The sequence below is a fragment of the Mycobacterium sp. genome (genome assembly GCF_032162605.1).
GTDB lineage: Bacteria > Actinomycetota > Actinomycetes > Mycobacteriales > Mycobacteriaceae > Mycobacterium.
Window position 1 is genome coordinate 1 of record NZ_JAVROT010000502.1, and the last position, 17,466, is coordinate 17,466.

14 protein-coding genes and 1 pseudogene are annotated in these 17,466 nt (G+C 65.6%); 8 read left to right on the forward strand and 7 right to left on the reverse strand.

All coding sequences use genetic code 11. The features are described from left to right. From QOI01_RS27825 to QOI01_RS27840, 4 genes and pseudogenes are all read right to left on the reverse strand, one after another. A partial coding sequence (locus QOI01_RS27825; RefSeq protein WP_526386380.1) for an Nramp family divalent metal transporter occupies positions 1–1,134 on the reverse strand: 1,134 nt, incomplete at its 3' end. A 313-nt stretch (positions 1,135–1,447) separates the two neighbouring features. Then, positions 1,448–1,801: a hypothetical protein gene (locus QOI01_RS27830; RefSeq protein ID WP_526386381.1), complete on the reverse strand. Its 354-nt coding sequence runs from the start codon at positions 1,799–1,801 to the stop codon at positions 1,448–1,450. 30 nt (positions 1,802–1,831) lie between these two features. Then, a pseudogene (locus QOI01_RS27835) lies at positions 1,832–2,909 on the reverse strand (NAD(P)H-dependent amine dehydrogenase family protein). Positions 2,910–2,919: 10 nt separating this feature from the next. Continuing rightward, on the reverse strand, positions 2,920–3,711 hold the full coding sequence (locus tag QOI01_RS27840) for an SDR family oxidoreductase (protein ID WP_526386382.1): 792 nt from the start codon (positions 3,709–3,711) through the stop codon (positions 2,920–2,922). A 160-nt stretch (positions 3,712–3,871) separates the two neighbouring features. On the opposite strand from QOI01_RS27840, the gene QOI01_RS27845 reads away from it, so the two are divergent. After that, on the forward strand, positions 3,872–4,741 hold the full coding sequence (locus QOI01_RS27845; RefSeq protein WP_526386393.1) for a hypothetical protein: 870 nt from the start codon (positions 3,872–3,874) through the stop codon (positions 4,739–4,741). 101 nt (positions 4,742–4,842) lie between these two features. Here the strand turns inward: QOI01_RS27845 and ku are convergent, their stop codons facing one another. Genes ku through QOI01_RS27860 form a run of 3 tightly spaced genes read right to left on the reverse strand, consistent with a single transcriptional unit; the run spans position 4,843 to position 8,067 of the window. Then, positions 4,843–5,709 carry a non-homologous end joining protein Ku gene (gene ku / locus QOI01_RS27850; RefSeq protein WP_526386383.1) on the reverse strand — a complete coding sequence of 289 codons (867 nt, stop codon included), beginning with the start codon at positions 5,707–5,709 and terminating at the stop codon, positions 4,843–4,845. A gap of 13 nt (positions 5,710–5,722) precedes the next feature. Further along, positions 5,723–6,649, reverse strand: a complete 927-nt coding sequence (locus tag QOI01_RS27855) for a carbohydrate kinase family protein (RefSeq protein WP_526386384.1) — start codon at positions 6,647–6,649, stop codon at positions 5,723–5,725. Beyond that, entirely contained in the window at positions 6,646–8,067 is a 1,422-nt protein-coding gene (locus QOI01_RS27860) for a mannitol dehydrogenase family protein (RefSeq protein ID WP_526386385.1), read from the reverse strand. The genes QOI01_RS27855 and QOI01_RS27860 overlap by 4 nt, the downstream gene beginning before the upstream one ends. 224 nt (positions 8,068–8,291) lie before the next feature. On the opposite strand from QOI01_RS27860, the gene QOI01_RS27865 reads away from it, so the two are divergent. The 7 genes from QOI01_RS27865 to QOI01_RS27895 all read left to right on the forward strand — a co-directional run bounded on the left by QOI01_RS27865 (position 8,292) and on the right by QOI01_RS27895 (position 17,373). After that, a complete protein-coding gene (locus QOI01_RS27865) occupies positions 8,292–9,275 on the forward strand; it encodes a sugar-binding transcriptional regulator (protein WP_526386386.1) in 984 nt (327 codons plus the stop codon). Between the two features lie 47 nt (positions 9,276–9,322). Further along, positions 9,323–10,693: an ABC transporter substrate-binding protein gene (locus QOI01_RS27870; protein WP_526386387.1), complete on the forward strand. Its 1,371-nt coding sequence runs from the start codon at positions 9,323–9,325 to the stop codon at positions 10,691–10,693. After that, positions 10,693–11,667, forward strand: coding sequence for a carbohydrate ABC transporter permease (locus tag QOI01_RS27875; RefSeq protein WP_526386388.1), 975 nt, complete (start codon positions 10,693–10,695; stop codon positions 11,665–11,667). The genes QOI01_RS27870 and QOI01_RS27875 overlap by 1 nt, the downstream gene beginning before the upstream one ends. 2 nt (positions 11,668–11,669) lie before the next feature. Beyond that, positions 11,670–12,554 carry a carbohydrate ABC transporter permease gene (locus QOI01_RS27880; RefSeq protein WP_526386389.1) on the forward strand — a complete coding sequence of 295 codons (885 nt, stop codon included), beginning with the start codon at positions 11,670–11,672 and terminating at the stop codon, positions 12,552–12,554. A gap of 30 nt (positions 12,555–12,584) precedes the next feature. Continuing rightward, positions 12,585–13,664, forward strand: coding sequence for an ABC transporter ATP-binding protein (locus QOI01_RS27885; protein WP_526386390.1), 1,080 nt, complete (start codon positions 12,585–12,587; stop codon positions 13,662–13,664). 63 nt (positions 13,665–13,727) lie between these two features. Further along, complete coding sequence (locus QOI01_RS27890; RefSeq protein ID WP_526386391.1) at positions 13,728–14,990, forward strand: DUF4032 domain-containing protein; 1,263 nt, start codon at positions 13,728–13,730, stop codon at positions 14,988–14,990. Positions 14,991–15,105: 115 nt separating this feature from the next. Continuing rightward, complete coding sequence (locus tag QOI01_RS27895) at positions 15,106–17,373, forward strand: ATP-dependent DNA ligase (RefSeq protein ID WP_526386392.1); 2,268 nt, start codon at positions 15,106–15,108, stop codon at positions 17,371–17,373. Positions 17,374–17,466: the final 93 nt, after the last annotated feature.

The following is a 17,466-nucleotide window of genomic DNA, read 5'->3' on the forward strand; positions in this document are numbered from 1 at the left end:
GCCCCCCATCAGCTCCCGGTTGCTGGTCAGCCGCACCAACGGGATCAGGGCGAACGGAATGCCGAACGACAGCACCACCTGTGACAGCACCAGCGCCCGGCTGGGGTCGACGCCGATCGCGAGCACCACCAACGCCGGGATCAGTGTCACCATCCGTCGAAGCAGCAGCGGGTAGGACTTGCGCAGCAGGCCCTGCATGATCATGGCGCCGGCGTAGGCGCCGACTGACGTGGACGCGAGGCCCGACGCCAGCAGTCCGATGGCGAAGAACAGTGCGACGTTGTGGCCCAACGTGTTATGCACCGCGGAGTATGCGCCCTCGATGGAGTCGGTGTTCTCGACGCCCTGGAGGTTGGTGGCGGCGACGAGCAGCATGGCCAGGTTGACCGCGCCCGCGACGAGCATGGCGAGGCCGACGTCGTAGCGGGTGACTCGCAGTAGCCGCCGCCGGGGCGCCCCGGCCTCCACATGGCCGTGGCGGTCGCGGGCCAGACCCGAGTGCAGGTACACCGCGTGGGGCATGACCGTAGCGCCCAGCATCGCCGTCGCAAGAAGAATGCTCTCCGGGCCCTCGAAGCGCGGGACCAGACCGCCGATCACGTCGCCGGCCGACGGCGGCTCGACGAACAGGCTGGTCAGAAATCCGATGGCGATGACCAGCAGCAGACCGGTGATGACGCGCTCGAACACTCGCTGGCCGCTGTGGTTCTGTACCGCGAGCAGCAGCAGCGATACGAACCCGGTGATGACGCCGCCGAGCAGCAGTGGCAGATCGAATAGCAGGTACAGAGCGATGGCCCCACCTACCACTTCGGCGAGATCCGTTGCCATGGCGACCAATTCGGCCTGTAACCAGTACGCGATCCGGGTGCGGGTGCGGGCGTGGTCGGCGACGGATTCCGGCAGTGTGCGGCCGGTGACCAGGCCGAGTTTCGCCGACAGGTACTGCACCAGGCCCGCCATGACGTTGGCGACCACGATGACCCACACCAAGAGGAAGCCGTACTGTGCGCCCGCGCTGACGTTGGCGGCGACGTTTCCGGGATCGACGTAGGCGATTGAGGCGACGAACGCAGGCCCGAGCAGCCAGCCTGCCGTGCGCACTGGCGTCTTGATCTCCGTCGACAAGGGCATTCACCTTCTATCCGGGTATGCGAATAGAAAAGTTAGGTTAGCCGAAATCTTGCCGACGGACCAGTCGGAGTCTTACCAGGGAAACCCGATGGCATAGCCGCCAAAGGGCCACCATTGGGTGTTGTTCATCGCAGGCGGCGACGTCGTGATCTGCGAGTGTCCAGGGGTCTCGCACTGCGTCGTGGTCGCGTTGATCCTGATGCATTTGGGTGAGGCACCGGCAGCAGGCGCGAATACCAGCGTGCCCGCGACCACCGTCACCGCGAAAGCTATTGGCAGAAAATGCATCTTCGGCCGACTCATCGGGCAGGCACTAGCGGTGGCCCCCGCCCCCGCCACCGCCCCCGCCGCCGTGAGGTCCGCCGCCGCCACCGCCGTGAGGACCGTCCGGGCCGCTATCGCCGATGATCAACGCGGACCCGTAGAACTCGTCGTCCCACGGGTACGGGTACACCGGCTCGGGTGCGGCGGCGTCGATCTGGACGTTGCCTGGCGAGGCGCACTCGGTGGTCGTGGTGCCTGTGTACGCGCTGCCGTCACCGGTGGTCGTGCACGTCGGCAGGTTGGACACCTCGTCGCTGGGGTCGGCCGACGCGACCGGGGCGACGACGACAGCAGCCGCAATGCCCGCCGATGCGATCACACCAATGAGATACCGCATACGCATGGCAGGCCCTTCGTTGACGACTATTCCCAGTCAATTGCCAGCGTACAGCCCTTTTCCGGTGATGAGAGGCAAGTCGGACGTAGTGCGGATACCCGGCAGTGCGGCGACGACCTCGGGGATGGCGGTTGACGACGCGCGCCGCGGTCGCGACGAGGCCGGCGTGATTGTGATCGCCGTTGGGACTGCTCAGGCACAGGTCCACCGAGTAGCTGGGTTCGCCGGTGATCTCGATGCGGTACGAGCCGCCCTCCTGCGCGGGCTGCGGCCATTCCGGACACAGGTCGTCCCGGATTCGGGTGACGTGTTCGAGCACCACGACGGGCTTGCCGCCGACCATGCCGCGCACCTCGAAGCGCAGGGCCGCCGCGGTGTCCTTGGCGATGTGCCCGGACGCGATGTCGAAGTCCTCGGGCGCCGGCTCGCGTACGTAGGTCTCGGTCACCTCGTCCAGTGAGATGCCGAGGCCGGCGGCCAGCTGTCGGACCACCGACCCCCACGCCAGGCTCAGCACTCCCGGCTGCAGAAGCATGGGGATGTCGTCGAGCGGCTTGCCGAAGCCCATCACGTCGAACATCACGGTGGCGCTGTCGTAGGTGTCGTAGTTGATGATCTCCATGCAGCGGATCTGCTCGATGCTCTGACACGTGCCCGCGAGCGCCATCGGGAGTAGGTCGTTGGCGAAGCCGGGGTCGATGCCGTTGACGAAGATGCTGGCGTTGCCCGCCTCCGCGGCCTGCTGGATGGGTGCGATCATCTCGTCGGGCAGTGTGCCCCAAGGGTATTGGAGGAACACCGCGGCGCTGGCGACGATGTTGACACCTGCGGCCAGGATGCGGCGGTAGTCCTCGAGTGCTTCGACGAGTCGGTTGTCGGCCATCGCCGTGTAGACCACGCACTCGGGCTTGGCAGCCAGTATGGCTTCGAGGTCGGTGGTGGCGGTGACGCCGGTCGGCTGGTCCAACCCGGCGAGTTCGGCGGCGTCCTTGCCGGCCTTCGCCTTCGACGACACCCACACTCCGGTCAGCTCGAACCGAGGATCGGTGATCAGCTGGGTCAGCGCGTGCCGCCCGACGTTGCCGGTGCCGATCGCTGCGACTCTGATCGTCATTGCTTGGTCCTCACAGGTCGGGGATGGAGAATTCGAAGTTGGGGAAGGTGATGCCGCCGTCGACCTCGAGGGTCTTGCCGGTCAGGTAGCTGCCCGCGGGCGAGGCCAGATAGACGGCCGCCGCGGCGATGTCGAGCGGGTCGCCGAGGCGTCGCAACGGCGTGGCCTGCTCCATCGGTTTGCGCAGTTCGTCGTTGCTCGCCAAGATGTCCAGCGCCGAGGTGAGGATCGAGCCCGGTGCGATGGCGTTCACTCGGATTCGCGGCGCGAGATCCAGCGCTGACAGTCGGGTGTAGTGCGCGAGCGCAGCCTTGGCGGTGCCGTAGGCGGCGAACCCGCGGCCCGAGACGCGGCCCATCGTCGAGGTGATGTTGATGATGCTGCCGCCGCCGGAGTGCTCGAGCATCAGCGGAACGGCCGCCGACGTGAGCGCGTGGGCCGTCGTCACGTTGAAGGTGAAGGCATCGCGAAGGTCCTTGGTGGACGTGTCCAGCAGCGGCGCAGGCATGGTGCCGCCGACGTTGTTGACGACGATGTCTAGTTTGCCGAACGCCTCGACGGCCTGTTCGGCCAGCTTGGCGGTCTCCTCCGGGTGCGCCAGGTCGGCGACCACGACGTGCGCCCGGCGCCCGGTGCCACGGATCTGCTCGGCCACCTCGTCGAGTTGGGACTGCGTTCGCGCCGCTATCAGCACGTCAGCGCCCGCTTCCGCGAATGCCAGGGCCATCGCTGCACCGAGGCCGCGGCCCGCGCCGGTCACGACGGCGACCTGATCGTCGAGCCTGAATCTATCCAGAATCATTACTGCCTCACTTCCCTTGCCGGGCGCAAACGCTACTAGAACACGTTCTAATTTGGTGTCGATTCTGCATCATGCTTGTCCGTTGGGGTTATCCACAGCCCCGTGGCAGAAGTCGATGACGGCGAGCGAATCGTCGGTGCGGACCACCAGCATCCAGAGCATGTGGCAGCCATTCCTCGGCAGCGAGGCGATCCGTGACGGCATCCTCACGCGCGGCAAACTGCGATGGAACTACGACGCGGTCCACCCCGGTGTGTATCTACCCAGCGGTGTCGAGCGGACGGTGTTGATGAACGCCGTTGCCGCATGGCTGTGGACGTGCCGGCGCGGTGTGATCGCCGGACGAGCGGCGGCGGCATTGCATGGCGCCAGGTGGGTCGATGCCTCAACACCGATCGAGGTGATCGCCGAGCACACGCGACCGCGCGCCGGGATCATCGTTCGCGAGGAGCGAATTGCCGACGACGAGATCACCGAGGTCTGCGGGTTGCCAGTCACCTCTCTTGGGCGCACGGCGCTTGACCTGGGCCGCCATCTCGATCGCAACGAGGCAGTCGCTCGACTGGATGCGTTGTGCGCAGCGACGGGTGTGAAGGCGGTCGAAGCGCTTGCGTTGGCCGACAGGTACCGCGGAGCCCGGGGACTGCGACGGGCCCGAGACGCATTGGCGCTGATGGACGCCGGCGCGCAGTCGCCGAGAGAGACCTGGCTGCGGCTTCTCCTCATCGACGCCGGACTACCACAGCCGCGCACTCAGATCCGGGTGAGTGACGGTGTGCGCGAGGCGTTCATCGACATGGGATACGACGAGCCCATGGTCGGTCTCGACTACGAGGGCGTGCACCACAGCGCCGAACGGCAGCAATACGTGCATGACATCGGCAGGGCTGAGCTCATCGATCGTCAGGGCTGGATCGACGTCAAGGTGGTCGCGGAGCACAGTCGGTCATTCATTCTGCATCGCCTACGAGAGGCCTTCACTCGGCGCTGCTGGACACCGCCGACGGCGAAATCTGCCCGGCGGGGGTGATCAACGACAACCGTGGTGCAGAAGTCGGCGATGAAAATCTCGAGTTCTGCGCAAAGGCTGCAATCACGCGAGAACCGCGACCCTGGTGCAGAAGTCGCGGCCTAGGACTTCTTGGCAGCTGCCTTCTTCGCGGGAGCCTTCTTCGCGGCCTTGTCATTCTTGGAAGCGGACCCCGACTGCCGGGCCTTCACGCTGGCCTCGAGTTTGGCCAGCAGGTCGGACACGTCATCGGTCTCGTCGAGGTTCTCGGCGGGCTGCTCCTCGGTCGTGAAGGCCTCGCCCCCTTCGAGTTTCGCCTGAACCAGTTCGTGCAGCTGTTCCTGGTAGTCGTCGCGGAACTGGTCGGGATGGAAGTCGTCGGTCATCGACTCGACCACCTGGCCCGCCATCTTCAGCTCGGCGGGTTTGACTTCGACTTCCTTGTCCAGCACCGGGAAGTCGGGGTCGCGGATCTCGTCGGGCCAGAGCAGGGTGTGGATCACCATGACGTCGCGCTTGCTGAAGTCCTTGACCCGCAACGCCGCCAGCCGCGTCTTGTTGCGCAGCGCGAAGTGCACGATCGCCACTCGATCGGTCTCGGCGAGCGTCTTGGCCAGCAGCACATAGGACTTCGACGACTTCGAGTCGGGTTCCAGGAAGTAGCTCTTGTCGTACATCAACGGGTCGAGCTGATCGGCGGGCACGAACTCGACGACCTCGATCTCGCGGCTGCGCTCCTCGGGCAGGGTGGCGATGTCCTCGTCGGTGATGATCACCGTCTGGCCGTCATCGGAGTCGTAGGCCTTCGCGATGTCCCGGTACTCGACGACCTCGCCGCATACCTCGCACACCCTCTTGTAACGGATGCGTCCGTTGTCCTTGGCGTGGACCTGGTGGAACTTGATGTCGTGGTCTTCGGTCGCGCTGTAGACCTTGACCGGCACGTTCACCAGCCCGAAGGCGATCGAACCCTTCCAGATGGAACGCATGCCCCAGTATGGCTCACAGACTCATCCCTAGTTGTAGAGCGGCGCGATCGGGCAGGTCTGCACCTGCCCGCGACACGGTCAGCGCCGATGCGAGCGCCGCTTCCTGCAGGACCCCGTCCAGGGCGTCGACGTCGATGCGGGCCAGGTCCCGCCGCCGGGCGGCGCCGAGGAGGTTCAATGACCACAGTGCGTCGATGAGTCCGGTCATGAACGAGTCGCCTGCGCCGACGGTGTCGACCACCTCGACCGGGCGGGCCGCTACCCGCACCACGCCTGCGGCGCACACCGCGAACGCCCCCTGTCCGCCCATCGTCACGGCCACGATCGACGGACCGACCGCCTGCCACGCCGTCGCGATCTGCTCGGGCGAGCGGCTGGGATCGATCCAGTGCAGGTCCTCGTCGCTGACCTTCACGACGTCGGCCCGCTCGACGAGTCGGTCGATGCGGCCGATGGCCTGCGCGCGGTCGGTGATCAGGGCAGGCCGCACGTTGGGGTCGAACGTGATGGTCGCGGCCAGGTGGTAGGCCTCCAGCAGCGCGGCCGTCGCCAGGCACCCGGGGCCCAGAAATCCGGCGATCGATCCGGTGTGGGCGATCAGCGGGGGAGCCACCTCGGGTGTTCCCGTCAGCTGCCACTCGATGTCGAACGTGTAGGTCGCGGCGCCCGTCTCGTCGATCCGGGCCGAGGCCGTCGGCGTATGCGCGGCGGTGACGCTGCCCGGGACCAGTCGGACCCCGGAGGCTTCGACGTAGTCGGCGATTCGACGGCCCCGCTCGTCGTCGCCGATGTGGGTGAGGAAGTCGACCTCGCGGTCCAGCCTGCCCAGCCCGACCGCGACGTTCAGCGGGCTGCCCCCGACGTGCTCACCGAGGATGCGGCCGTCACGTTGGACGATGTCGATCAGGGCCTCGCCGATGACGAGCGCGCGGGCTGTCATGGGCTGGCGTCCGCGTGCACCAGGTTCTCCAACGTCGCGCGGGCACCGACCTCGTGCAGTGAGTTCAGCGCCCACAGGTAGGCGTCGACGAACCGTTGTTCCTTGCCGAGGTCGCCGAACAACGCAACGTTGTCGATGAAGGCCGTCGGGTTCTCGAGCTGTGACTTGGCAAGGGGGACGAGCGATTCGGCGAGTTGGTCCTGCACGTCGATCGCCTCGCCCTGTTCGTCGACGCCCTCGGCGTAACGGGCCCAACTCGCGACGGTGGCCGCCGACAGCCTGATGGGCTCGCCGCTCTTGAGGTTCTCCTTGATGACGGGAACCAGCCACTGCGGGATGCGGTCCGACGAGCCGAAGCACAGCCGCACGATGGTGTCGCGCACGGCGGGGTTGGCGAAGCGATCGATCGCCGTCTGCTTGTAGTCGGGCAGGTCGATCCCGGGAACGGGCAGCAGCGTCGGCGTCGCCTCCGAATCCATGTACTCGCGGAGGAACTCGGCGAACAGGGGGTCGCCCGCGGCGTCGTGCACCAACCGGTAGCCCGACAGGTACGCGAAGTAGCACAGGGCCTGATGGCCGGCATTGAGCAGGCGCAACTTCATCAGCTCGTAGGGTGTGACGTCCTCGACGAGCAGCACGCCGACGTCTTCATAGGACGGCCGACCGTCGGGGAAGTCGTCTTCGAGCACCCATGCGGTGAACGGCTCCGCGGCGACGGGCCACTGGTCCTCGACGTCGAAGTCCGACGCCAGAGTCTCGATCACGTCGGGAGAGGTGGCCGGCGTGATGCGGTCGACCATCGAGTTGGGAAACCGGGTGTTGGCCTTCATCCAGTCGGCCAGCTCGGGTTGCGTCCGCTCCGCGTATGCGATGAAGGCCTCGCGTGCCACGTCGCCGTTGCCCTCGATGTTGTCGCAGGACACGATGGTCGGCGACGACAGGCCGCGGTCCTTCCGCCGCGCGAGGGCGGCGGTCACCAGTCCGAAGACGCTGTCGGGTCCGGCGTCGGAGATGGAGTAGCCGCCCTCGGTGATGGTCAGCGAGACGATGCGGGTGCTCGGGGCGGCGATCAGTTCGATGACGGCCTCGTGGTCGTCCGCCGCGAAGAGGTACTTCACGATCGAGCCGATGACCCGTGCGTCGCGACTGCCGTCGGGGTTCATCGAGATCAACGTGTAGAGGCCGTCCTGGTCGGCCATGACATTCGCCATCTTGCGGTCGCCCGGCAGCACGCCGACGCCGCAGATGCCCCACTCCTTGGCCTGGCCCATCTCGAGCAGCCGGTCGACGTACATCGCCTGGTGCGCCCGGTGAAAGCCGCCCACTCCAAAATGCACTATGCCGATCCCGATCTCACTGCGGTCGTAGCTCGGCTTGCCGATCGGGATCTGAGGCAAGGACGCGTTGTTGAGCTTCATGACAGCACCACCACTTTCCTGACGGTACCCGGCCCCCGGTTGGGGTCGAGGTCTATTCGGTCGGTCTCGTCCGGCTTCGCATTCGGCATTGCGGCCCGCATTCGGTCTGATACTGCAAGTGTTGTGTGGGTCACATTTAGATGTTAGCGTCATGATCATCTACACGCACCCCCGAGCATGTGTTCATCTCGGGCGAGAAAGGGCGAGAAAGGTGGAGCGGAACCGTGACGGCACCGAGGTCGAACGGCAGGGTCGCAGAGCCCCCGGCTGATGCGGCTCCGAACGGCGGGGCGACGCCGGAAGACCTGCGGCTCGCCCTGCGCGCGGCCACGCTCTACTACCTCGACGGACTCACGCAGGCGGAGATCGCCGGCAAGCTCGGTGTGTCCCGCCCCACGGCGGGACGGCTGATCGCCAGGGCCAAGGCCCGCGGGCTGGTGCGCATCGAGGTCATCGTGCCGCCAACCATGAAGGACGACCTGCACGCCGACGAGGAACGCCAGCTCGAGCTGCGGTACGGGATCACCGAGGCCGTCGTGACGGGACACCTGGGCCGGGCCGCGGGCGCTCTCCTGATGCGGCGCATCTCGGAGAACGACGTCCTCGGCTTCACCTGGGGGCCGGAGCAGGTCGCCGCCGTCACGGCGCTGACGCCGGGTGTGGCGAGCTGCCGAGTCGTGGTCCAACTCGACGGCGCCATGTCCACCGCCGCCTATCAGACGGGAATGGAGTTCATCCTCAGCCGCGGCGCGGACATGCTGCGTGCCAGCGCGATGAGGCTGCCCGCCCCGCTGTACGCCGACCCGTCCACCGTGGTCTCGATGCGTAGCGATTCGGTGATCTCGCGGACGCTGGAGGCGGGCCGACGCGCCGACACCATGCTGTTCGGCGTCGGGTCCACGACCACCTCGACAACGCTGTTCGAGGGCAGCTTCCTCGACACCAGGATGCTCGACGAACTGGTGTCGCTCGGAGCGGTGGGTGAGATCGGTGGGCGGTTCTTCGACGCCGACGGCGCAGCGGTGGTCACAGAACTCGCCCACCGCGCAGTGTCGGTGCCGCTGGAGGACATCCGCAGATGCGAGAAGACGATTCTGGTCTGCAGCGGCCCGCTCAAGCATCAGGCCACCCGCGCCGCGCTCCGAGGCGGCCTGGCGAAGCTCTTGGTCTGCGACATCGATTGTGCACGTTGGCTTTTGGATCAGTAGGACGCATGAAAGAAACCAAGTATTACTCGATGAGGAGTGGGGAGAAGATGAAAGCGACACGAAGGGTGCTACACAAGCTCTCGGTGTGCACCGCCGCCGTCGGGCTGCTGTTGACGGGCGGTTGTGCGGGCGCGGGAAGCCTGGGTTCATCGGCGAACGAGGTGACGATCGCCCTGGTGTCCAACTCGCAGATGACGGACGCCCAGAAGCTGTCGTCGGAGTTCGAGAAGGCGAACCCCGGCACGAAGCTGAAGTTCATCTCGCTGTCGGAGAACCAGGCGCGGGCGAAGATCACGATGTCGACGGCGATGGGGGGCAGTCAATTCGACGTCGTGATGATCAGCAACTTCGAAACGCCGCAGTGGGCGAAGGATGGCTGGCTGCTGAACCTTTCGGACTACGCGAAGAATACTCCGGGTTACGACGAGAACGACTTCATCCCGTCGCTGCGGGACTCGCTGTCGTATGAGGGCAGCATGTACTCGGTGCCGTTCTACGGCGAGTCGTCGTTCCTGATGTACCGCAAGGACATGTTCGAACAGGCTGGTATCAAGGTCAACCCGGATCCGAACTATCAGCCCACGTGGCAAGAAGTCGCAGGGTGGGCGGACCAGTTGAAGAACGGCGACCGGGCCGGCATCTGCCTGCGCGGCAAGCCGGGGTGGGGCGAGGTGCTGGCCCCCTTGGACACGGTGATCAACACCTTCGGCGGTCGCTGGTTCGACGACCAGTGGAACGCGCAACTCAACAGCCCGGAAGTGAAGAAGGCGGTCAACTTCTACGTCGACACCATCAAGAAATCCGGCGAATTGGGCGCATCCTCAACTGGTTTCCAGGAGTGCGCCAACTTGTTCGGTCAGGGGCAGACGGCGATGTGGTACGACGCGACGTCGGCGGTCTCGGTGCTCGAGGATCCCAAGTCCTACCCGGATCTGGTCGGCAAGATCGGTTACCTTCCTGCGCCCATCGCCGAGAAGCCCAATTCGGGCTGGCTCTACACCTGGGCACTGGGCATCCCGAAGGGAGCCAAGAACCCCGACGGCGCATGGAAGTTCATCTCCTGGATGACCAGCAAGGACTACATGAAGCTGGTCGGTGAGAAGCTCGGCTGGGCTCGGGTTCCACCGGGTAGCCGTACCTCCACTTATACCGAACTCCCGGAGTACCAAGCGATCTCGAAGTCCTACGGTCCCTTGACGTTGCAGTCGATCACCAACGCAACTCCGAACAAGCCCACGGTTCAACCGGTGCCGTACACGGGCGTGCAGTTCGTCGGAATTCCGGAGTTCCAGGATCTGGGCACCCGGGTGAGCCAGCAGATCAGCGCGGCCATCGCCGGCCAGAAGTCCGTCGATGCCGCGATGGACCAAGCACAGCAATACGCCGAGGTCGTCGGCAAGACATACCAGGAGAAGTGATGACTCTTACTGCTGATACCGAATCCGACGCCAGTCGGGAGGCAGTGGCCGAACGGGTCCGCAAGATCCGGGAAGCCCAGGACACCGGCGTAAGCCGCGCCGAGGGCTGGCGCAGGCGTGGACCGCTGCTGCCCGCGCTGATCTTCATGATCGCCGTGACGCAGGTGCCGTTCCTGTTCACGCTGTACTACTCGACGTTGTCCTGGAACCTGGTTCGCCCCGGGTCACGGCAATTCGTCGGGCTCAACAACTACATTGCGGTGGTCCAGGACAGCCAGTTCTGGTCGGTGGCCCTGAACACGGTCATCCTGATCGTCGTCGTCGTGCTCGTCTCCGCCCTGCTCGGCTTGTTGCTGGCCCTGCTGCTGGATCGGGCATTCCTGGGCCGCGGGGTGATCCGGACGCTGCTGATCACGCCGTTCCTGATCACCCCCGTTGCGGGAGCGCTGGTCTGGAAGACCACGATTCTCGATCCCACCAACGGCATCTTGAACTGGCTGCTGTCGCTGGTGGGCATCGGTCCGGTGGACTGGATCGGCCAGTTCCCCCTGACGATGGTGATGGTCGAATTGATTTGGCAGTGGACGCCTTTCATGATGCTGCTGATCCTCGCCGGCCTGACATCCATGCCTCGGGACCAACTCGAGGCGGGCCGGGTCGATGGGGCCGGCGCGCTCCAGCTCTTCCGGGAGCTGACCCTGCCCCACCTGCGACGCTTCATCGAACTAGGAGTGGTGCTGGGTGCGATCTACCTGGTCAACACGTTCGACGCGATCTTCATGATGACGCAGGGCGGGCCGGGCGTCGCCAGTGCGAACCTGCCGTTCTACATCTACCAGCGTGCGTTCCTCGGCTTCGACATGGGGCAGGCGGCGGCCATGGGCGTGGTGGTCGTCATCTTCACGATGATCATCGCCAGCTTCGCGCTGCGGTTGATCTTCAAATCATTCTCCGGCAAGGAAGAGGCGGCCTAGACATGAGTGCCCCGAAGGTAGCTAACAAGACAGAAAGAACCACGGCGACAAGCGATGCGGCGCCAGTCCGGAAGAAGAAGTCCAAGAAGTTCAACCCGTGGGCAGTGGTGGCCTGGATCGCTGGGCTCGGGTTCTTCTTCCCGGTGTTCTGGATGGTCCTGACGTCGTTCAAGCAGGAGAGCGTCGCCGCGACCAGTCCGCCGACACTGTTCTTCACCCCGACACTGGATCAGTACGCCGCAGTCTTCGATCAGGGCATCGGACCTGCGATGCTGAACTCGGTGTTCGCCACCGGCATGTCGACGATTCTGGTGCTGCTCCTGGGTGTGCCTGCCGCGTTCGCACTGTCACTGCGGCCCGTCCGCAAGACGTCGGATGCGTTGTTCTTCTTCATGAGCACGAAGATGCTGCCCGTCGTCGCGGCGATCCTGCCGCTGTACGTGATCGTGTCCAATATCGGCCTGCTGGACAACATTTGGGCACTGGTCATCCTCTACACCTCGATGAACCTACCGATCGCCGTGTGGATGATGAGGTCGTTCTTCCTCGAGGTGCCCGGTGAACTCCTCGAGGCCGCCAGCCTGGACGGCGCCAGTTTGTGGAGGTCGGTGCGAGAAGTGATCCTGCCGTTGGTCTCACCAGGCATCGCCGCCACTGCGCTCATCTGCGTGATCTTTGCCTGGAACGAGTTCTTCCTCGCGGTGAACTTGACCGCGGTGAACGCTCAGACCATGCCGGTGTACCTCGTCGGCTTCATCGCCGGTGAGGGTCAGTACTGGGCCGTGTTGTCAGCGGCCGCAACCATGGCCGCACTTCCCGTGATCCTGTGCGGGTGGTTCGCCCAGAACAAGCTGGTGCGCGGACTCTCGTTCGGCGCGATCAAGTAACTTTCCCTCACTTCAAAGGAGCAATGAGCCATGGCTGCAATCACCTACAAGAACGCCTCGTGCATCTACGAGGGGTCCGACAAGCTCGCGGTTGACAACCTCAACCTCGACATTCAGGACGGCGAGTTCGTCGTACTCGTTGGGCCTTCCGGTTCCGGCAAGAGCACCGCACTGCGGATGCTCGCCGGACTCGAGGACATCGACGAGGGCGCCATCGAGATCGGCGGCAAGGACATGACGGGTGTCCCGTCCAAGGACCGCGACATCGCGATGGTGTTCCAGAACTACGCGCTGTACCCGAACAAGACGGTTGCCGAGAACATGGGCTTCGCGCTGAAGCTGCGGGGGGTATCGGCCGGGGACCGGCGTAAGAAGGTCGAGGACGCGGCGAAGATCCTTGACCTGACGGAGCACCTGGATCGAAAGCCCGCCAAGCTGTCCGGCGGTCAGCGTCAGCGCGTCGCGATGGGCCGTGCCATCGTGCGTGAGCCCCAGGTCTTCTGCATGGACGAGCCGCTCTCGAACCTTGACGCGAAACTGCGCGTGCAGACCCGTACCCAGATCGCGGCGTTGCAACGCCGGCTCGGTACCACCACCGTCTACGTCACGCACGATCAGGTCGAGGCGATGACGATGGGGGACCGGGTGGCCGTGCTGCGGTTCGGGCAGCTGCAGCAGTTCGCCTCGCCCAACGAGTTGTACGACAGGCCGGCCAACGAGTTCGTCGCCGGCTTCATCGGGTCGCCTGCGATGAACCTCGAGAAACTGCCGATCACCTCCGACGGCGTCAAGATCGGTGGCTCGACACTGGAACTCGAACGTGACCAGTTGACCAAGTTGAGCGAAGCGGGACTGTCCGAGGTCACCTTCGGAATCAGGCCGGAGCAACTCGAGCTGACCGACTCCGGTGGCGTCGAGGTCGTCGTCGACCTGGTCGAGGATCTCGGCAGTGAGGCCTACGTCTACACGCACGCAGGCTCGGGCGTGGAGCTGGTGGCGCGGTGCGACCCTCGCACGGCGCCCAGGTTGGCCGACACCGTCCGGTTGCGTAGGAATCCCGAGGGCGTGGTGCACCTGTTCCACCCGGAAACTGGCGAGCGCATCAACTGACATGCGCGCGCTCCGGAGCTGGGGGTCCCCCCGCTTGCGGCGGAGAGCGAAGCGGCCCGGGAAATGACGGAGTTTCGGCTCCGCGCACCGACTCCCGGTCTCCTCGGGTTGCCGTGGGACCGACCGTTGTCGGAGTGGGTCGCCCCCGACGTTCCGTTGCGGGACATCGCGGTGGGGATGAGCCGCCACCTGGTGAAGTTCGTCGACGCCGACGATCAGCTCTGGGCGGTCAAGGACATGCCTCCGCGGGTCGCCCTCAAGGAGTACGACGTGCTGCGGCAGCTCGAGGACATGGGGCTGCCCGCAGTCCGTCCCGCGGGTCTGGTGCTGCAACCCGAGTTCGACACCGCGATCCTGGTCACCCGGTACCTCCAGGGCTCGTGGCAGTACCGCAGGCTGTTCATGCGTCTGCCACCCGACCAGCCGAGGCAGCGGGCGCGCCTGCTGGATGCGATGGCGGGCTTGCTGGTGGAACTGCATCGTCACGGTGTCTTCTGGGGTGACTGCTCATTGGCGAACACCCTGTTCTCGCGCGATGGGCAGCTTCTGCAGGCCTGGCTCGTCGATGCCGAGACCTCCGAGGTACATCCGTCGCTGAGTCGTGGACAGCGCAGGTACGACCTCGAGATCCTGGTGGAGAACGTGGCGGAGGGCCTGGTCGACCTCGCCGAGCGGATGGGTCGGCCGGAGGAGATGCACGCCACCCTGATCGCCGAGGCCGAACAGGTTCAGGTCCGCTACGACACGCTCTGGGGGCTGTTGCACGCCGAGCCGGTCTTCGGATTCAACGACCGGTACCGCGTCGAGGCGACCATCCGCCGACTCAACGATCTCGGCTTCGCCGTCGACGAACTGTCGCTGCAACCCGATAGCGCTGACCCGAGCCGGTTGCGGGTCCACGTCGCCGTGGGTGACCGCCGCTATCACGCCCAGCATCTTCAAGACCTGACCGGTCTTGACGTGGGCGAAGGCCAGGCCCGCATCCTGCTCGGCGACCTACACGCGTACCAGGCGCAGCTGTGCCTGGAGGCCGGTCACGACGTCGACGAGTCGACCGCGGCACGGCTGTGGCAGATCGAGGTGCTCACGCCGTACCAGCAACTGGCTCACTCGATGGTGGGCAATACGGGCACACCCATCCAGGCCTACTGCGACCTGCTCGAGGTGCGATGGCTGTTGAGCGAGAAGGCCGGCCGCGACGTCGGTACCAACCAAGCCCTCGCGGCGCTCGCCGGCGGCGTCGTCCCGTCGGACTCCGCGGCGAAGATGGTGATCGCCGAGACGCCGACCGAGCCGTTCGCGGTGCTGTCGATCGACGATGACTGAGGGCGCACTTCTTCCCGTCGCACTTCTGTCCGCGAGCAGACGCAAAAGTGTTCGACACGCCGTGGATTGCCGAACGTTTGCGTCTGTTCGCGGGGATTGGGGGTAATACGGTCGGATGGTGGAGCGCTACGAGCGGGTGAAACTGACCAACCCCGACAAGGTGCTCTACCCCGCCACCGGCACCACCAAGGCCGAGGTGTTCGAGTACTACGTCGCGATCGCCGACGCCATGGTGCCGCACATCGCGGGTCGGCCCGTCACCCGCAAGCGCTGGCCCAACGGCGTCGGTCAGCCGGACTTCTTCGAGAAGCAGTTGGCGTCCTCGGCGCCCGACTGGTTGCAGCGCGGCTCCGTCACGCACAAGTCGGGCACGACCACCTACCCGATCATCGACACCCGCGAGGGACTGGCGTGGATTGCGCAGCAGGCGTCGCTGGAGGTCCACGTGCCGCAGTGGCGGTTCTCCCAGTCCGGTGAGCCGGGACCGGCGACGCGCATCGTGTTCGACCTGGACCCAGGCGAGGGCGCGACGATGCCGCAGCTCTGCGAGGTGGCCGAGGCGGTCCGCGAGTTGATCACCGACATCGGCTTGACCACGTACCCGCTCACCAGCGGCAGCAAGGGGCTGCACCTCTACGTTCCGCTGGCGGAGCCGATCAGTTCGCAGGGCGCTTCGGTGTTGGCGAAGCGGATCGCGCAGCAGCTCGAGAAGAGCATGCCGAAGCTGGTCACCGCGACCATGACGAAGAGTCTGCGGGCGGGGAAGGTCTTCGTCGACTGGAGCCAGAACAGCGCTGCCAAGACCACGATCGCGCCGTATTCGATGCGGGGCCGGGAGGAGCCGACCGTGGCGGCGCCCCGGACGTGGGACGAGGTCGGGGACCCAGATTTGCGGCACCTACGCTTCGACGAGGTGCTGCGGCGGGTCGAAGCCGATGGCGACCTGCTCGAGAGTCTCGACGAGAACCCACCGCTGCCAGACAAACTCACCGTCTACCGCCGGATGCGTGACCCGGTCAAGACGCCGGAGCCGGTGCCCGAGGCCGCACCCGCCATGGGCAACGACGACCGGTTCGTCATTCAGGAGCACCATGCCAGGCGACTGCACTATGACTTCCGCCTGGAGCGCAACGGCGTGCTGGTGTCCTGGGCGATCCCGAAGAACCTGCCGGAGACGACGTCGGTGAATCGCCTCGCCGTGCACACCGAGGACCACCCGTTGGAGTACGCCGCCTTCGAGGGCTCGATTCCCAAGGGAGAGTACGGCGGTGGCGAGGTCATCGTCTGGGACTCCGGCACGTACGAGACCGAGAAGTTCCGTGACAACCCGCCCGACGGTCCGTCGAAGGGCGGTGAGGTGATCGTCACGCTGCACGGCGCGAAGGTCGCGGGCCGCTATGCGTTGATTCAGACCGACGGCAAGAACTGGCTGGCGCACCGGATGAAGGAGCAGCCGAAGCTGACGCCTGCGGACGTGGCGCCGATGCTGGCCACGCACGGATCCGTCGACAAGCTCAAGGCCGGGCAGTGGGCGTTCGAGGGCAAATGGGACGGCTACCGACTACTGGCCGACGCCGATCATGGCGCGTTGACGCTGCGGTCGCGCAGCGGCCGTGACGTCACCGCTGAATTCCCCCAACTCGGTTTGCTCGCAGCCGATCTGGCAGATCACCACGTTCTTCTCGATGGGGAGATCGTCGCGCTGGACGATTCGGGTGTGCCGAGCTTCGGCGCGATGCAGAACCGCGGCGCCGGCGCGAACATCGAGTTCTGGGCGTTCGACGTTCTCTCCCTCGACGGCCGATCCCTGTTGCGCGCCAAGTACTCCGACCGCCGCAAGGTGCTCGAAGTCTTGGCGGACGGCGGTGGGCTGATCGTCCCAGACCAATTGCCCGGGGACGGGCCGGAAGCGTTGGAGTACGCGCATAAGCATCGGTGGGAAGGCGTCGTCGCGAAGAAGCGGGACTCCACCTACCAGCCGGGACGGCGGTCGGCGTCGTGGATCAAGGACAAGCTGTGGCTGACGCAGGAGGTGATCATCGGCGGGTGGCGGGCGGGCGAAGGTGGGCGCACGAGTGGCATCGGCGCACTGCTCGTCGGCGTGCCGGAGGATGACGGCCTGCACTTCGCGGGTCGCGTCGGCACGGGGTTCACCGACAAGGACCTCGCGAAGTTGAAGAAGACCCTGGCACCGCTCCGTGCCGACCAATCACCCTTCACCGCAGAACTTTCCGGTCAGGACGCGAAGGGCGTCACGTTCGTCGAGCCGATACTAGTGGGGGAGGTGCGCTACAGCGAGCGGACCTCCGACGGCAGGCTGCGCCAACCGAGTTGGCGCGGCATGCGTCCGGACAAGGAACCGGGCGAGGTGGTGTGGGAGTAAATCTGATATCAGAAGCCATGCGCGAGTGGTGAATTCGACGTGTTGCACTCGGCGCTCAGGTAGAACTTCCGCGATGGCCCCTATGCAGGAATG

Bases quoted from the DNA above. Each gene is read 5' to 3' on its own strand.
- QOI01_RS27830 (WP_526386381.1), bottom strand. From the start codon at position 1,801: ATGCGTATGCGGTATCTCATTGGTGTGATCGCATCGGCGGGCATTGCG.
- QOI01_RS27840 (WP_526386382.1), bottom strand. From the start codon at position 3,711: ATGATTCTGGATAGATTCAGGCTCGACGATCAGGTCGCCGTCGTGACC.
- QOI01_RS27845 (WP_526386393.1), top strand. From the start codon at position 3,872: ATGTGGCAGCCATTCCTCGGCAGCGAGGCGATCCGTGACGGCATCCTC.
- ku (WP_526386383.1), bottom strand. From the start codon at position 5,709: ATGCGTTCCATCTGGAAGGGTTCGATCGCCTTCGGGCTGGTGAACGTG.
- QOI01_RS27855 (WP_526386384.1), bottom strand. From the start codon at position 6,649: ATGACAGCCCGCGCGCTCGTCATCGGCGAGGCCCTGATCGACATCGTC.
- QOI01_RS27860 (WP_526386385.1), bottom strand. From the start codon at position 8,067: ATGAAGCTCAACAACGCGTCCTTGCCTCAGATCCCGATCGGCAAGCCG.
- QOI01_RS27870 (WP_526386387.1), top strand. From the start codon at position 9,323: ATGAAAGCGACACGAAGGGTGCTACACAAGCTCTCGGTGTGCACCGCC.
- QOI01_RS27875 (WP_526386388.1), top strand. From the start codon at position 10,693: ATGACTCTTACTGCTGATACCGAATCCGACGCCAGTCGGGAGGCAGTG.
- QOI01_RS27880 (WP_526386389.1), top strand. From the start codon at position 11,670: ATGAGTGCCCCGAAGGTAGCTAACAAGACAGAAAGAACCACGGCGACA.
- QOI01_RS27885 (WP_526386390.1), top strand. From the start codon at position 12,585: ATGGCTGCAATCACCTACAAGAACGCCTCGTGCATCTACGAGGGGTCC.
- QOI01_RS27890 (WP_526386391.1), top strand. From the start codon at position 13,728: ATGACGGAGTTTCGGCTCCGCGCACCGACTCCCGGTCTCCTCGGGTTG.
- QOI01_RS27895 (WP_526386392.1), top strand. From the start codon at position 15,106: ATGGTGGAGCGCTACGAGCGGGTGAAACTGACCAACCCCGACAAGGTG.